Consider the following 16,197-nt stretch of genomic DNA (forward strand, 5'->3'; position numbering starts at 1 on the left):
GAAGTAGGAGACAGAAAAGTTCCCAATTCCAGGGCGTATAGAGACGCTCTATGTACATAAAGATAAAATCAATGGGATGGTGTATTATGGAAAAAAATCTAAAGAAAATTCTGGCGACATCCTTGACACTAACAACCTTTTTATCTGTTTCGGCACTAGATTTCAACAACTCCGCTCAAGCCTCTGAAACGCCGACAGCTTCCACCATGGAAAATTCCGCAGATACTGTGAACGAACTGAATCAATTAAAGGAGAACTTTAAACAGTATCTAGTTGGGACTGAAAGCTTGAATTCCGAACCATTGCTAGCTAGTAAAATCAATTCTGTCCACAACACGGCCAATTCAAGACTCGGAGAGTTCCTTCCCATCGAGGAAAGGGGACAAGGTCTGTTCAAAGGTGTCGCACTTGGCCAAGATCCGAAAAATTTAGCCAACTCCTATTTGTATTTATACCAAATGGTGCTGGCTGCCAAGACCTATAAAGACCCTAGCCAAGGTGGTAATAATTTTTATAAAAATGAAGAAGTAATCAATAAGGTTATTGAGGGATTGGATTGGCTTTATGATAATCACTTTGCCGACCAAGAAAAAGGTTACTATGGGAACTGGTATGAATGGGAAATAGGTGCCCCAAATAATATTTCGAAAATCTTACTTTTGTTAGAGGATGAGATTAAAACTCAGAAACCGGACCTAATTGGTGCCTATGTGAACTCGATGGATTTATTCTTAAGAAACGGAAAAGATGGGGATATCGATTTAACCGCCCGTCAACATACAGGCGCAAACCTCGCCGATATCGCCACTAATCGCATCATCCAAGGGGCGGTTACCGGAGATGGGCAGCGGGTATCAAAGGCAGTGGCCAACATTTTGACTGTTTTTCAAACGATTGATCCTGATCATATTGTTAATGGGAATACGGATGGATTTTATGAGGATGGCTCCTTTATTCAGCACCACCGGGTCGCCTATACGGGTTCTTACGGTAAAGTTCTCATCAATCGAATTATCCAAACTATGAAAATTCTGGATAATAGTTCTTATAATCCGAAAGAAATATTGGTTCCAACCGTCAAGAATTGGTTATATCAAGGATTCTCTCCCGTAATTTTTGAAGGGTATATGATGGAAATCGTCAAAGGCCGGGCGGTTTCAAGAACAGGAACCGGGTATGCGGATGTTAATGGTATCGTCGAAGCAATGGTTGATTTAACGAATTACTTGAATGAAGAAGACAGTCAGCAATTAAATTCCCATATCAAATATATTGCTCAAACTACGAAAGGCACTATTAATACGGGTTCCTTCACTTCTAATTTAGCTGTTGTACAGTATAATAACCTAATTGCGGATTCCACGATTGAGGCTAAGAACGCAATTGCGAACGAAAATCATTATGCATTTAACTTAATGGATAAAACGGTCCATTTAAGGGACTCCTATGCATTTGCATTTGCAAGAAGCTCTGACAGAATCAGCAAGTATGAGTATATGAGCGGCGAAAACTTAATGCCGTGGTTCCAAGGTGATGGCGCGTATTACTTATATTTATCAGGGAGAGATCAAACGAAATCATTTGGTGCAAATTACTTTGCGGCAATGGATCCTTATAAGCTACCGGGTACAACTGTACCTGTAGAGGAAAGAAAAACGATTCCTCAACTTTATGGCGGAAAGCTTTTCTATGAAAATACCAATCACCCATTGAATTTCTTTGCCTCCTCAGTGTCGCAAAATGATTATGTTTATTTTCCGGTGGGAACGAATACCTATTCCGGCGGGGTTAAGCTGGGGAAATACGGGGTAACAGGTATTCAGCTCGGGGACGAGATTGGCTATCGTGATAAACAGAATGGATTACTGCCTGAGGACTTTGTTGCATATAAAAATGCTGATGCGAATAAATCAGCGTTTATGTTTGATGATGAGATTGTTTTACTGGGTTCTGGTATTAATGATCAGCTGGGCAGGGAGGTTATTTCTACGATTGATAACCGGATGTTTGACACTAGCGAAACCAGCTCCATAACCGGAGCAACCTATGAGAATAACGAATTAATCAATCCAGCAAATGGAAAATACGAGTTAAAATGGCTAAATTTCAAAACGGACGATGAAGCCAACAAGGTAGGGTATTACTTCCCGGAGGCCACCAGTATTAATGTTTCAACCAATACGGTAACAGAAAGTCTTAAAAAAATCCGTACTGGAAATACAGACACCAACATTACGAAGAACTTCTTTACGTTAGGACTGGATCATGGGACGAATCCGCAAAATGCGAAATATGCCTATGTGATTTTACCTAATTTCAATGAAGAGGCAACGGAGCAATATGCGAACAATCCAGGTGTGAGTATCTTGGCAAATAACGAAGATGTGCATGCTGTTGAACATGTAAATCTTGGGCTGAAAGGTTTCAATTTCTTTGGTGACAAAAAGAGAAGTGTTAGCAATGTTACTTCTTATAATCCGGCATCAATTCTTGTGAAAAAAGATGGAGATATTGTGACGATTGCTGTTTCCGACCCGACGTTCAGCTTGGATAAAATGAAACTGGAGGTAGAATTCCCACGCCCTTCAATGGTAGAAGCGAGTAAGGGTGTTAAGGCTTCCGTATCCAGTAAAAAGACGTTAATTCATATTGATTCAAAGAATTCTTATGGAAAGAGTTTTGAAATTAAGCTAAAAGTTAAAGAGTAACACTAGTTGAAAAAATGCGGTGGAGTGGACGGCATTATCGCGGGCAGGATCCACTCCCACTGCTTTTTCGTGCTATTAATAAAGTTAAAGAGGTGCAGGCAGTTATGAAAAGACCCAACATATTATTGATCACCAGTGACCAGCAGCACTATGACACGATAGGTGTCTTTAACCCGGAAATTTCCACCCCAAACCTCGACCGATTGGCGAGAGAGGGAACCTCCTTTCAACGTGCCTATTGCCCGAATCCGACATGTACTCCGGCACGGTCCTCGATTATTACCGGCACATATCCAAGTCAGCACGGGGCATGGACATTGGGTACAAAACTAAGCGAGGAGCAACCGACAGTCGGCGATGTTTTTGTTGAAAATGGGTATCGAACTGCCCTTGTCGGGAAGGCTCATTTCCAGCCAACACGCTCGTCAGATGCGTATCCATCGTTAGAATCGCTGCCGCTACTCCAGGATATTGATTTTTGGAAATCTTACAATCAGCCATTCTATGGTTTTGAAAAAATCGAGCTATTGCGCAATCATACCAATGAATATTTGGTGGGACAGCATTACGTCGCATGGTTGGAGGAGAAGGGACATCATGACTGGAATCAGTATTATATGGCGCCAACGGGAACCATGGATCCAGCGATTAAATATACCTGGGGGATTCCGGAGGAGTATCACTACAATACCTTTATTACGGAAAAGACCATTAAGCTCTTGGAAACCTATCAACAACAAGGTGAAAATTTCTTCCTTTGGACAAGCTTTCCGGATCCGCATCCTCCTTATTTAGTACCAGAACCGTGGGCTTCGATGTATGATCCTGATCAGTTGAAGATTCCTGAAGCCGTTCCGGGTGAACATGAAAAAAATCCTCCGCATTTTAAAAAGACCCAGGAGGAGAACCCTGATTTTTCTTACTTGGAGGAATCAGGCTGGGGCATTCACGGCTATCACTCGCATTTGCTGCCAGAGGACGACCGCAAAAAATTAGTAGCGAATTATTATGGAATGATAAGTTTCATGGATAAGTATATTGGAAAGATTCTAGATAAGCTGGATGAACTGGGAATTGCCGATGAGACACTGGTTGTTTTTAGCACAGATCACGGTCATTTCTTTGGCCAGCATGGCTTGCAGTACAAAGGCGGGTTTCATTATGAGGATTTGATTAAACTGCCATTTATTGTCCGCTATCCAGGGAAGGTTCCGGCACAGAAAGAATCGCACGCCCTGCAATCGCTGGTTGATCTAGCACCAACCTTTTTGTCCTTTGCGAATATCCCTATTCCGCCGCAAATGTCTGGAGAAGACCAAAAAGATGTTTGGCTGGGAATCCAAGAGAAGGCAAGGGATCACATTCTCTGTGAATTTCGCCATGAACCAACAACCATCCATCAAAAAACATACGTTGATGAGCGCTATAAAATCACAATTTATTACCGGCAAACCTACGGTGAAATTTTTGACTTGCAGGAGGACCCAAAAGAATTAAATAATTTATGGGATCATCCAGACTATCAAGAATTGAAAAAAGAACTTCTATTAAAATATGCGTGGGCAGAGCTGCATAAAGAGCAGATGCCAATGCCAAGAATTTCACACGCATAAAGAACATACATCAAACAGTAAGGAGACAATATAAAAATGGTACAAGCCTGTTTAACTTCAAAGAACCATGGCCATATCGGTGTAATGTGGAAAACCGTTTCCGAGGCATGTAATCTTGCTTGTGATTATTGCTATTATAGCAGCTGCGGCGGTCAGCCGGGAAAAATTGAAAAAATTGACTCCATTATGCTGGAGAAATTTATTAAAGAATATATGGCTCTTACCAATGGTTTGGCATCGTTCGCCTGGCAGGGAGGGGAGCCGCTCCTTGCTGGCTTGGATTTTTTTAAACAGGTTGTATACTTACAAGCAAAGTACGCTCCGAAGAATACAATCATTAGCAATTCACTGCAAACCAATGCCACGCTCATTACAGAAGAATGGGCAAGTTTTTTTAAACAATATAATTTTTTAATCGGTGTTAGTCTGGATGGACCAAAGGAAATTAATGACGCTAGAAGGGTGAATGGTCAGGGCATTGGGAGTTTCGACCGTGTCATGCGTGGAATTAATCATTTGCGAAAAGCCCATGTTGATTTTAATATCCTGACGGTTATTCACGAAAGCAATGTAGGCAGGGCAAAAGAGTTGATGGGGTTTTATCAGACAGAAGAGTTTAGCCATGTGCAATTTATTCCTTGTATGGATTTTCGAGCCCAAGAACCGAATAAGCCGGGGCAATATTTGATTACTCCTGAACAATATGGCCAGTTTTTATGCGAGGCGTTTGATGTTTGGTATAACGATGGCAACCCGAAAAGATCTGTTCGGTTCTTTGATAACATTCTTAGTGTCTATTTACATCAGGAGGCAGAATTATGTGTGCATCGCCAGTCATGCCCGAAAACACTGATCCTTGAACAAAACGGAGATGCTTACCCGTGCGATTTTTATATAAATGATGATTATAAACTAGGGAACGTTGGTCAGGATTCGCTCGTAGATATTTTAAACAGTCCCAAATATGAAGACTTTTTAGGCTTAAAACCTAATTTGCCAGATAAGTGTGGGAGCTGCAAGTATTTACATCTATGCCATGGCGGTTGTCCAAGAAATCGAGTATGGAACCAAGAGGAAGACCAGGTAATGTATGATTATTTCTGTGAGAGTTATCTTCAGCTCTATAACTATGGCCACGAACGAATGGAAAAGTTAGCTGTTACGATAAAACAGCAATGGATGCAAAATCATCTTCGAGAAGGCCGTCCAAAGCCAGACAGAAACGATAGTTGTTTGTGCGGCAGTGGAAAAAAGTTTAAAAAATGCTGTGAACAGCTGCTGCAACACAGCATATCGCATTGAGTATATTAGTGGTTTGGGGAAATAAAATATAACACAACATCAAACACCGTCCATAAACACTTTGGACGGTGTTTAAATGTTTATTAACTTGTAAGTTAAAAAGTGAGACAAAATTACTATGTAATTACCTGGCTCTTAATGGTCTTATATTCATATATTACTGCTTGTAATTAACACTTTTTAGGTTATTTGAACTACCGATAATTCTTTACATTAAGTTTACAATATATTAATAGTATAATTGTATAATTTTACTAGATTTACTTATGCACGTTTCAATCTAAAGGAGGAGAAACATGAAAAGAAAACTCGATTTGATGAGTAAGAAAAAGTGGCAAAAGCCTTTCAATGTATTATTATCGGCAAGCTTATTAACAAGCATAGTCGGACCGACATTTGCTTCCCCGGTGGAGGCTGCCACACAAAAAACAACGGATCTGATTATTTCGGAGTATATTGAAGGCAGCAGTTTTAACAAAGCTATTGAGCTATACAATGGGACTGGCACTGAGATTGATCTAAGTAATTATACCCTAGAACACTATAATAATAGTGGAAGTGCTACAACAGGAACTACCACAACAGATAAGGTCCTGCCTTTAGAGGGTAAACTAGCAGATGGTGATACATACGTCATTTCTCGATCAGATGCAGCTGCTACTATTGCTGCTGTAACTGATAAATTCGATGAAAGCAAACAAGTTATTAATTTCAATGGTAACGATCAAATCGTCCTTAAAAAAAATGGAAGTGTTATTGATTCAATTGGACAGGTTGGATCAGTAGAAAATTCCCTTGCAGATGTATCTCTAGTTAGAAATAGTAATGTTTTAACTGGCGATACAATAATTAATGATGCTTTTGATGTTAAAAAGGAATGGACTAATTTAGGCAAGGATGTCTTTTCGAATTTAGGACAGCATACATTAGATGGTTCTACTGTAGAGGAACCATCCGAACCTGAAGCCCCTCTAGAGGCTATTACAGTAGCAGAAGCTCGTAAAGCAGCTGTAGGAGATACAGTAACGATCGAAGGTATTGCTACAACGAATACAGGTCTTTGGGGTAACGAAACTTTCTATATGCAAGATGAAACTGCTGGTATGTTTGTTTTTAGAAGCTCAAAAACTGTAAAACCAGGCGATAAAGTAAAAATAACTGGTAAATTGCTCACGTATAAAGGTGAACTTGAGATTGAACCAACAAATCTTGAAATCACTTCATCCGGTAATACACTTCCAGCGGCACAGGTAGTGACAAAAGTAGATGAGACTACACTAGCTGAACTGCTCAAATTAGAAAATGTAACAATCACTGAATTAACAAAAGATAACTATGGTACGGCTATTTTCCAAGCAGTATTCGAAAACGGAGATAAAGTAAGGGTTATCCACGATAATCGTACTGGCTTTGATTACGATGAACTTGTTAAGTTTTACAAAGAAGGCGATAAAGTTCATCTAACAGGACTTGGATCTATTGATGATAGTGGATATCACTTAAAGACTACTGGTCTTGAAAGCTATGATTTGGTAAACAAGCCAGCCGTATATGTTACACAGACACAAGGCGTTGTTCCAGCTGGTACCAAGATCGAATTGAATTCAGGCCTTGAGGGCGCGGAAATCTATTATACAACTGATGGTTCTGTACCAACCGAAGAAAGCACAAAATATGTTGCACCAATTGCATTAGAAACTGGTGAAACAACCCTCAAAGCAATTGCAGTGAAAGGTGAAGATGTAAGTGAAGTATTCAGCTTTACTTATAATATCCTGATTACTGAAGGCATTAAAATCCATGATATTCAAGGAAAGGGACATGTTTCCGACTATAATGGGGCTTCAGTTACAAACATCACTGGTGTAGTAACGCACGTATTTGGCACGAGTAGCTTTGTTATGCAAGACGTTGAAAATGCAGATACTGACATTGCGACATCGGAGGCAATTGAAGTATCCAAATCAGCTCATGGAGTAAAAGTTGGCGATACCGTTTCTGTTGATGGAAAAGTTACAGAAAATGGCGGAGGTGCCAACCTGTCTACAACAAGAATTACTGCGTCCGCAGTTACAAAAACAGGCACAGCAGATTTGCCTGCACCACTTGTTGTCGGCAAAGATATCGTGCCTCCAAACAAAGTCATTGATAATGATGAAATGAAATCTTTTGATCCAGAAGAAGACGGCATTGACTTCTGGGAATCTGTTGAATACATGCGTGTTTCATTCCCGAATGCCCTTGTAGTTGGACCTCCATATAGTAATGATGTTCCAATTATTGTTAAAAGCACAACAAATAATCAATTAAATGTTCAGGGCGGACTTAATATTGCAAAAGACGATTATAACCCTGAAAAAATCTTCTTGGACAATGTCGGCTCTGATTTCCGTCCGGGTGACCAATTTAATGGGGATGTAATCGGTGTCCTTACTTATGCAAGCACTGGTTATCAATTAGTCACTGATAAAACTAAATTACCTGCTTTAATCAAAGAAGACTTAAAACCAGAAGTTACTCATATTGAATCGGCTACAGATAAATTAACAGTTGCAGCATACAATATTGAAAACTTCTCAAATAACAAATCAAAAACACCAGATGATAAAGTTGCTAGAATTGCAAAATCATTTGTAGACAATATGAAATCTCCAGACATTATTACTCTTGTAGAAGTACAAGATAATGACGGGGAAACTGACTCAGGCAGTACAGATGCGTCAGAGAGTTACAATCGTTTAATTGAAGCAATCAAAGTTGGTGGTGGTCCTACTTATAAATGGACAGATGTTGCTCCTGTAAACAATGATAACGGTGGAGCACCTGGTGGTAATATCCGTGTAGGTTATCTTTATAATCCTGAACGCGTTTCATTAGTTGAAGGTACAAAAGGTACAGGAACAGAAGCTAATGCATGGAGTGAAACAGGAAATTTAACGCTTAACCCAGGAGTAATTAATCCTGCTAAATTCCCTGATACTCGTAAGCCAATTGCTGCCGAATTTGAGTTCCAAGGTGAAAAACTAGTTGTTATCGGTGCTCATTTAAATTCTAAAGGTGGAGATCAATCCTTATGGGGTTCTAATCAGCCGCCTAAATTAAGTTCAGAAGCGGAACGTCTTGGTTTAGCACAAGCTATTAATGACTTCATTGACCAAGGGCTTGCAGAAAATCCCAATTTAAATTTTGTTGTTGCTGGAGATATGAACGATTTCGAATTCACCCCAGCTCTTGAAACACTTAAAGGCGATGTTTTAACTAATATGGTTGATCAAGTTCCGGCTGAAGATCGTTTCTCTTACTTTTTCCAGGGCAACAACCAAACGTTAGACCATATTTTAGTATCAAACAACTTATTAGATGTTACAAAAGCTGACATGATTCACATCAATGCGAACTTTACTGAACAAGCCTCTGACCACGATCCAGTATTGGTTCAAATTGATCTAGCTAATGCAAAGAAAAAATTTGAAGTAAGTATTATGCACACAAATGATACTCATGCTGCTTTAGACAAAATGGCTAAAACTGTCACGGCAGTAAAAGAAGTAAGAGCAGAAAAGCCAGATGCATTACTTTTAAATGCAGGGGATGTTTTCACTGGAACTTTGTATTTCAATGAATTCCAAGGACAAGCTGATTTGGCTTTGATGAATCTTATGGGCTATGATGCTATGACATTCGGTAACCATGAGTTTGATCTAGGTTCTTCTGCTGAAGGACATCCAGGTTTAGTTGACTTTATTAGGGTGCAAAATTCCCATTTGTGAGTGCAAACGTAGATTTTGCCAAAGATAATAAATTCACAGGTATTTTTAGTGATTTACTATCTAACACACCAAAAAATGGAAATATTTACAACGGAATCATCAAAGAAATTAATGGTGAAAAAGTGGGAATCTTTGGTCTAACAACTGCAGAAACTAAAGATTTATCCAGTCCTGGAGCTATCACTTTTGAAGATTATAAAGCAGAAGCAGAAAAAGCAGTCGCTGCTTTTGAAGCACAAGGTGTTAACAAGATTATTGCATTAACACATATCGGATATGACGATAATGCAGCCATTGATAACGACTTAGTATTAGCAGAAGAAGTTGAAGGTATTGACGTTATTGTTGGCGGACACAGTCATACTGCATTAGCTAAACCAGAAGTTGTTGCAAAAGATGCAACACCAACCGTAATTGTTCAAACTGGTAATGCAAACAGCAACCTAGGTGTGCTTGATGTTGAATTTGATGGAAATGGTGTTGTAGTTGGACAAGCTGGGAAATTAATCGCTATTGATAAACAAACTGATGATCATGAAGCAGCAGCATTGTTAGCACCATACAAAACTCAAGTTAATGAAGTAGCGCAGAAAGAAATCGGAGTAACAACACAAAAATTATTAGAAAATCCACGTACAAATGGTGAGAATACAGCACCAAGTGTACGTAAAAACGAAACCATTCTTGGTAACCTTATTACGGATGGTATGCTTACAAAAGCAAAAGAATTCACTGGTAAAAATGTCATTATGGCATTGCAAAACGGTGGTGGAATTCGTGCCGAAATTAATGAAGGACCTATTACAGTAGGTGAAGTAATAACTGTACTTCCATTCGCTAATACATTAGCAACAATGGATGTAACGGGGGCAGAATTAAAAGAAGCATTTGAAATCAGCTTTGGTAAATATCCTCTAGAAAATGGCGGATTCTTACATGTAGCTGGTGGTAAGGTTAAATTTGATTCATCTAAACCAGCAGGTGAACGAGTTGTATCTTTATTTTATGAAGATGCAGAAGGAAATGATGTTCCTGTTGAGGATGGGGTAACATACACAATTGCAACAAACGCATTTACAGCTAAAGGTGGAGACGGATATGGTGTCTTTGCAAAAGCTTATGCAGAAGGCCGCGTAACAGACTTAGGTTTATCTGATTGGGAAAACTTCCGTGATCATCTAGTAAGCTTAGAAACTATTCCTGAAGAAATTGAAGGCAGAATTGTTGATGTAAAAGATTACTCAGAATTAACGATCATGCATACCAATGATACCCATTCAGCTTTAGACAAAATGCCTAAAACTGTAACGGCAGTAAAAGAAGTAAGAGCAGAAAACCCAGGAGCATTACTTTTAAATGCTGGGGATGTTTTCACTGGTACTTTGTATTTCAATGAATTCCAAGGACAAGCTGACTTGGCTCTAATGAATCTTATGGCCTATGATGCGATGACATTCGGTAACCATGAGTTTGATCTTGGTTCTTCGGCTGAAGGACATCAAGGTTTAGTTGACTTTATTAAGGGAGCAAAATTCCCATTTGTGAGTGCAAACGTAGATTTCTCACAAGATGATAAATTCACTGGAATATTCAATGATTCCATTTCAACTGAAGTAATGAATGCTCAAATTTATAATGGCATTATCAAAGAAATTAATGGTGAAAAAGTGGGAATCTTTGGTTTAACAACTGCAGAAACTGAAGATCTTTCTAGCCCAGGCGCTATTACTTTTGAAGACTATAAAGCAGAAGCAGAAAAAGCAGTCGCTGCTTTTGAAGCACAAGGTGTCAACAAGATTATCGCATTAACTCATATTGGATATGACGATAATGCAGCCATTGATAACGACTTAGTTTTAGCAGAAAAAGTTGAAGGCATTGACGTTATTGTTGGTGGACATAGTCATACAGTATTAGCTGAACCAGTAGTTGTTGCAAAAGACGCAACACCAACTGTTATTGTTCAAACCGGTAATGCAAACACCAACCTCGGTGTGCTTGATGTTGAATTTGATGGAAATGGTGTTGTAGTTGGACAGGCTGGGGAATTAATCGCAATTGATAAACAAGCGGATGATTCAGAAGCTGCAGCATTGTTAGCACCATACAAAACGAAAGTAGATGCTATTGCGAATGAAGAAATCGGCGTAACAACGACTATAGAGTTGGAAAACCCACGTACGAATGGTGATAATACAGCACCAAGTGTACGTAAAAACGAAACCATTCTTGGTAACCTAATTACGGATGGTATGCTTACGAAAGCAAGAGAATTCACAGGTAAAAATATCATTATGGCATTGCAAAACGGCGGTGGTATCCGCTCGGCAATTGATGCTGGTCCAATCACTGTGGGTGAAGTAATCACTGTTCTTCCATTTGCTAATACTCTAGCAACCATGGATTTAACTGGTGCTGAGTTAAAAGAAGCATTTGAAATTAGTTTCAGTAAATACCCAGGAGAAAATGGTGGTTTCTTACATGTAGCCGGTGGTAAAGTGGAATTTGATTCTACGAAACCAACAGGAGAACGTGTAATATCCGTAAAATATTTAAATCAAAATGGTGAATATGTAGAAGTTCAAGACGAAGTAACCTACACAGTAGCCACAAATGCTTTCACAGCTAAAGGTGGAGACGGATATAATGTCTTTGCGAAAGCTTATGCAGAAGGCCGTGTAACAGACTTAGGTCTATCAGATTGGGAAAACTTCAGAGATCATCTAGTAAGCTTAGAAACTATCCCAACAAAAGTTGAAGGCAGAATTGTAGATAAAAGTGTTGAACCAGGAGAAAATCCAGGCGAAAACCCAGGAAATAAACCGGGAGAAAACCCAGGTAATAAACCGGGAGAAAACCCAGGTAACAAACCGGGAGAAAACCCAGGTAACAAACCAGGAGAAAACCCAGGCAATAAACCAGGTGAAAATCCAGGTAAATCAGATAAAACAAAAGAAATTAAACCGTCAGTGGCTAAAGAAGGTAACAAGTATACAATTAGTAAAAATGCACTTAAAAATCTTGAAAACGAAGCAATCGTTGTTGTTGAAGTTGATAATAAAATAAATGCAACATTAACACTGACGAAGGAACAAATTAAAGCCTTAAAAGAAGCTGGTGCAGCGATTCAGGTAAGCAATGGAAATGTAGATGTACAAATTCTTGCTTCTATCCTGCCATTAGCAGAAAATCTAGATATTAAAGTAAAGAAAATGGCAGCAAATGGTTCCCTAGCTGTTTATGACTTTACAATTGAAGCTGATGGCAAATTGTATCATAAGTTCAATGAAAAAGTTAAATTAACATTCAAAGTGGATCCTAAACAAATTAAAAATCCTAAAAATGTAAAAGTTTACTATTGGAATGAAGAGGCAAAAAAATGGGAATCAATCGGTGGAGAATACAATAATGGTGAAGTGTCAGCTTATACTGATCACTTCAGTACGTATGGTGTATTTGAAGGTGAACCAGATACTAATAAGATTCCCACAAAAGCTGATCATGAACTTCCAAATACCGCGACAAACAACTTTAACATTTTACTAGCAGGATTAATATTAGTTCTATCTGGTGTCGTTTTATACTTCGTTAAGAGAAGATTTCAAATTAATTTATGATTATTAATTATGTACCCTCAGACTAAATGTTTGGGGGATTTTTTTTATGGTTTACCAGAAAGAAGATTATATATAGTTTATAATGTTGTTTATACATTTCGGCAGGAGGGCTATTTTGGAAAAACAAGGAGTTATATCATTAGGAGAAGCCTTTGTAGATTATATTTCAACTGACAGTACCAATACCAATTTCCAGCGGCTGTTGGGAGGCGCAACTGTTAACCTGGCAGTCGGTACCAGCAGACTGGGGCTCCCCACTTATTATCTGTGCAAATTGGGGACAGATTCAATCGGTCAATTTGTGGAACAAGAATTAAAACAGGAAGGAGTCAATCTTACGTTTTCTGTTCGTACTGATACAAAAAGAATGTGCGGGGTCTATGTACATCTGAAAGAAACTGGCGAGCGAAACTTCCATTCTTATATAAACCCAACTCCGGATGAAGTATTAAGAGAAGAAGAATTAAGAAGAGACGTTTTTGAAAAGACAAAAATTCTTTATTTTGGCTCCGGCACCCTTTTTCAACAAAAATCCATAAAGACGACCGAGGCCGCACTAAAATATGCTAAAGAGTTTTCCAATCTGATCGCTTTTGATGCAAACATTCGTTTAAAGCGGTGGGAAAGCGAGGAACAATGCCGTCAAACAGTTGTTTCGTTCCTTAAACATGCTACTGTCGTCAAGTTGGCTGAAGATGAGTTGAATTTTTTAATGGAAACAAATTCAATTGAGGCTGGATTGGGAAAAATATCAAAGTTGAACATTCCTTATTTATTTATTACGATGGGTGGGAAAGGCGCTTATGGAGTAATGAATGGAGACAAAGTGTTCATCCGCGCTCCGAAGGTAGATACAATTGATACAACTGGTGCAGGAGATGCTTTTACGTCCGGACTTTTGTATTGCTTCCACGAAAAGGGAATGCCTGTAGGGAAAAAGGAATTAACGGAGTATCTGCAATTTGCAAATACTGTTGGTGCTGCAGCAACAACTGAAATTGGATCTTTAACTTCCAGCATAGATTTAACGGAGTTGAAAAAAATTTTTAAGCAGTGAAGTTTTTAAGAGAAAACACCATTTTTCTGTTAACCTTTTACTCTGAAAACGTTTTAACGGAAGGCGAGCGGCAGATTCCCGATAAGGGATTCCTGTCGTTTTTTTGCGCCAAGCATGGGTGCAGTCTATAGGTGCAAGTCCCGAGCTGTGATGGGAGAAGTAACAGTAGCTTAATGCAAAGGAGTTCGCGGGGACACGGGATCTTAAGAAAGCGAGCGGCAAACCTCCGATCTGATGAACACGAACTGCATATAAGAGTAGAATTAAAATATGTAATAAAATCCTTTTAAAAACAATTAAAAACCCCTGAAGACATCGCTCAAGGGTTCCATTTTGTATGTTAACAACAGGACCCGTGATGGAATCCATGATGATGGTGAAATGGATAGCCACCATAACCCATGCCGTGACCAGGAAAACCACCATAACCCATGCCGTAACCAGGAAAACCGCCATGACCCATGCCGTAACCAGGAAAACCACCATAACCCATGCCATAACCAGGAAAACCACCATAACCCATGCCGTAACCAGGATAACCACCATAACCCATACCGCTGCCAAAGTATTGTCTTTCCATTATTTTTCTCCTCCTCAAATTGATTCAAAATAGTGTATGTGTCCATATTCAAAGAGGAATGGATAATTGCCTATTTCATGTTAGTTATCTTTCCCTGGATTGTAGTAAAAAGGATTACCTTTATGGTCCTTTTCATCATTATTATCGATAAATAACTTTCCATCTTCTAAAAGAGTTGCCAAGGTAATATTTTCTACTCGTTCTCCTTTGTTTTTAAGTTCATTCATTAGCCATCCACGATCTAATTGTAGATATTTTAAATTATGGTAAATGATCTGTCCGTCCATTATCAATGGTATTGGAATAAATTCTTTCTTTACTTGTAAATTTAAATCATTTGGTTGAACAGGACGATATTCCGACTTAGGGATAACACTAATATTCCCTGTTTCCTCCATCACTGCAATAGAAATACTTTGAATATCTGTGTACCCTTTTACTCTTAAATGTGATAATAAATCGTTCATAGGCATCCTTACCTTCTTTAAGCCTTTTCGATCAATATGACCATTTTGAATTAACACTGTAGGACTTTCATATATTATCCATCTCAATTTATTATGTAACGATAATCGAATAAAAACTTTATATAAAATTACTGTTATTCCAGCATAGATAAGGGCTTTACCCATATTATTATCTTCAACAGGAGTACTAATAATATTGGTAAGAATGAGGATATAGATAATATCAAATGTGTGCATCTGAGCAACTGCTTTTTTTCCAGTAAATCTTATAAACAAATATCCGACTACAAAAACCAAGAAAGTACGGTAAAATGCTTCCAAATTTGCACTCCCTTAAAAGAATGTTCTAGATATAATATATAGTATTTGGCATTTAATCCGAGTCTAAACCGCGATAAAAAAAACACACAGATGTTATGTAAAACTGTGTGTTTTCCTAGCTGTTTTATGTTTTGTTTATAGACACTAGCTGTACGAACTCAACATTATTTATCGATTCCCTGGCGCTGGATGGTCAACACCTCTAACATGATGCCTATGCCCATTATCTTCAGAAGTATAAAAATCATAATAATGAACATGCATCCCATTCACTACTGGTATAGCAGGACCTGAATATGCCTTATAATGATGGGTATGCCCATCTTCAAAAACAACATAACCCTCCGTGTAATGAATGTGATTTTGATCCTGTGTTGCTATTGGAGGTGAAGTGACATCTAAACACTGGTGGACATGACCCGCTTCAACAGAAGTATAATCAACAGACCCATGATTATGATGTGGTACAAAGCCATTTACAAAGTCATCTTTTCCTACATTAGCCATAATTAAACTCCCCCTTTAATCCGTTGCACTCATCTTTAATCATTTTTCCGATTATTAACTTCCCCCTCCTTTATTCCCCTTCTTTACTCATAATATTTTCTTAACTATTCAGTTATGATATAGACATGTGAAATATTCATAAGATATGAAAAAAGTCGATAAAAACAAAAAAGACAGTAACTACGGAACATAGAAATAATAAAAAATAACATATATAGTTAATGGATAACCTATTATATAGAAAAACAAAAATAG

9 protein-coding genes are annotated in these 16,197 nt (G+C 38.5%); 6 read left to right on the forward strand and 3 right to left on the reverse strand.

Annotation, left to right across the window (positions count from 1 at the left end; all coding sequences use genetic code 11):
* The first annotated feature begins 86 nt into the window (after nucleotides 1-86).
* The 6 genes from AC2TFD_RS06105 to AC2TFD_RS06130 all read left to right on the forward strand — a co-directional run bounded on the left by AC2TFD_RS06105 (nucleotide 87) and on the right by AC2TFD_RS06130 (nucleotide 14,067).
* A complete protein-coding gene (locus AC2TFD_RS06105; protein WP_484675281.1) occupies nucleotides 87-2,708 on the forward strand; it encodes a polysaccharide lyase 8 family protein in 2,622 nt (873 codons plus the stop codon).
* A gap of 104 nt (nucleotides 2,709-2,812) precedes the next feature.
* Nucleotides 2,813-4,321 (forward strand): sulfatase family protein, encoded by a 1,509-nt coding sequence (locus AC2TFD_RS06110; protein ID WP_484675282.1) that lies wholly within the window; start codon nucleotides 2,813-2,815, stop codon nucleotides 4,319-4,321.
* Nucleotides 4,322-4,357: 36 nt separating this feature from the next.
* Complete coding sequence (locus AC2TFD_RS06115) at nucleotides 4,358-5,623, forward strand: anaerobic sulfatase maturase (protein WP_484675283.1); 1,266 nt, start codon at nucleotides 4,358-4,360, stop codon at nucleotides 5,621-5,623.
* 296 nt (nucleotides 5,624-5,919) lie between these two features.
* Complete coding sequence (locus AC2TFD_RS06120) at nucleotides 5,920-9,393, forward strand: lamin tail domain-containing protein (protein ID WP_484675284.1); 3,474 nt, start codon at nucleotides 5,920-5,922, stop codon at nucleotides 9,391-9,393.
* Nucleotides 9,390-13,010, forward strand: coding sequence for a 5'-nucleotidase C-terminal domain-containing protein (locus AC2TFD_RS06125; RefSeq protein ID WP_484675285.1), 3,621 nt, complete (start codon nucleotides 9,390-9,392; stop codon nucleotides 13,008-13,010). The genes AC2TFD_RS06120 and AC2TFD_RS06125 overlap by 4 nt, the downstream gene beginning before the upstream one ends.
* Before the next feature lie 115 nt (nucleotides 13,011-13,125).
* Entirely contained in the window at nucleotides 13,126-14,067 is a 942-nt protein-coding gene (locus tag AC2TFD_RS06130; RefSeq protein WP_335568900.1) for a carbohydrate kinase family protein, read from the forward strand.
* A 340-nt stretch (nucleotides 14,068-14,407) separates the two neighbouring features.
* On the opposite strand, the gene AC2TFD_RS06135 is transcribed toward AC2TFD_RS06130, so the two are convergent.
* From AC2TFD_RS06135 to AC2TFD_RS06145, 3 genes are all read right to left on the reverse strand, one after another.
* A complete protein-coding gene (locus AC2TFD_RS06135) occupies nucleotides 14,408-14,647 on the reverse strand; it encodes a hypothetical protein (protein WP_335568901.1) in 240 nt (79 codons plus the stop codon).
* 80 nt (nucleotides 14,648-14,727) lie between these two features.
* A complete protein-coding gene (locus AC2TFD_RS06140) occupies nucleotides 14,728-15,435 on the reverse strand; it encodes a DUF421 domain-containing protein (protein ID WP_335568902.1) in 708 nt (235 codons plus the stop codon).
* Nucleotides 15,436-15,603: 168 nt separating this feature from the next.
* Nucleotides 15,604-15,942 (reverse strand): YmaF family protein, encoded by a 339-nt coding sequence (locus AC2TFD_RS06145; RefSeq protein WP_484675286.1) that lies wholly within the window; start codon nucleotides 15,940-15,942, stop codon nucleotides 15,604-15,606.
* Between the last annotated feature and the right edge of the window lie 255 nt (nucleotides 15,943-16,197).

This window comes from Neobacillus sp. plas4, assembly GCF_057221695.1.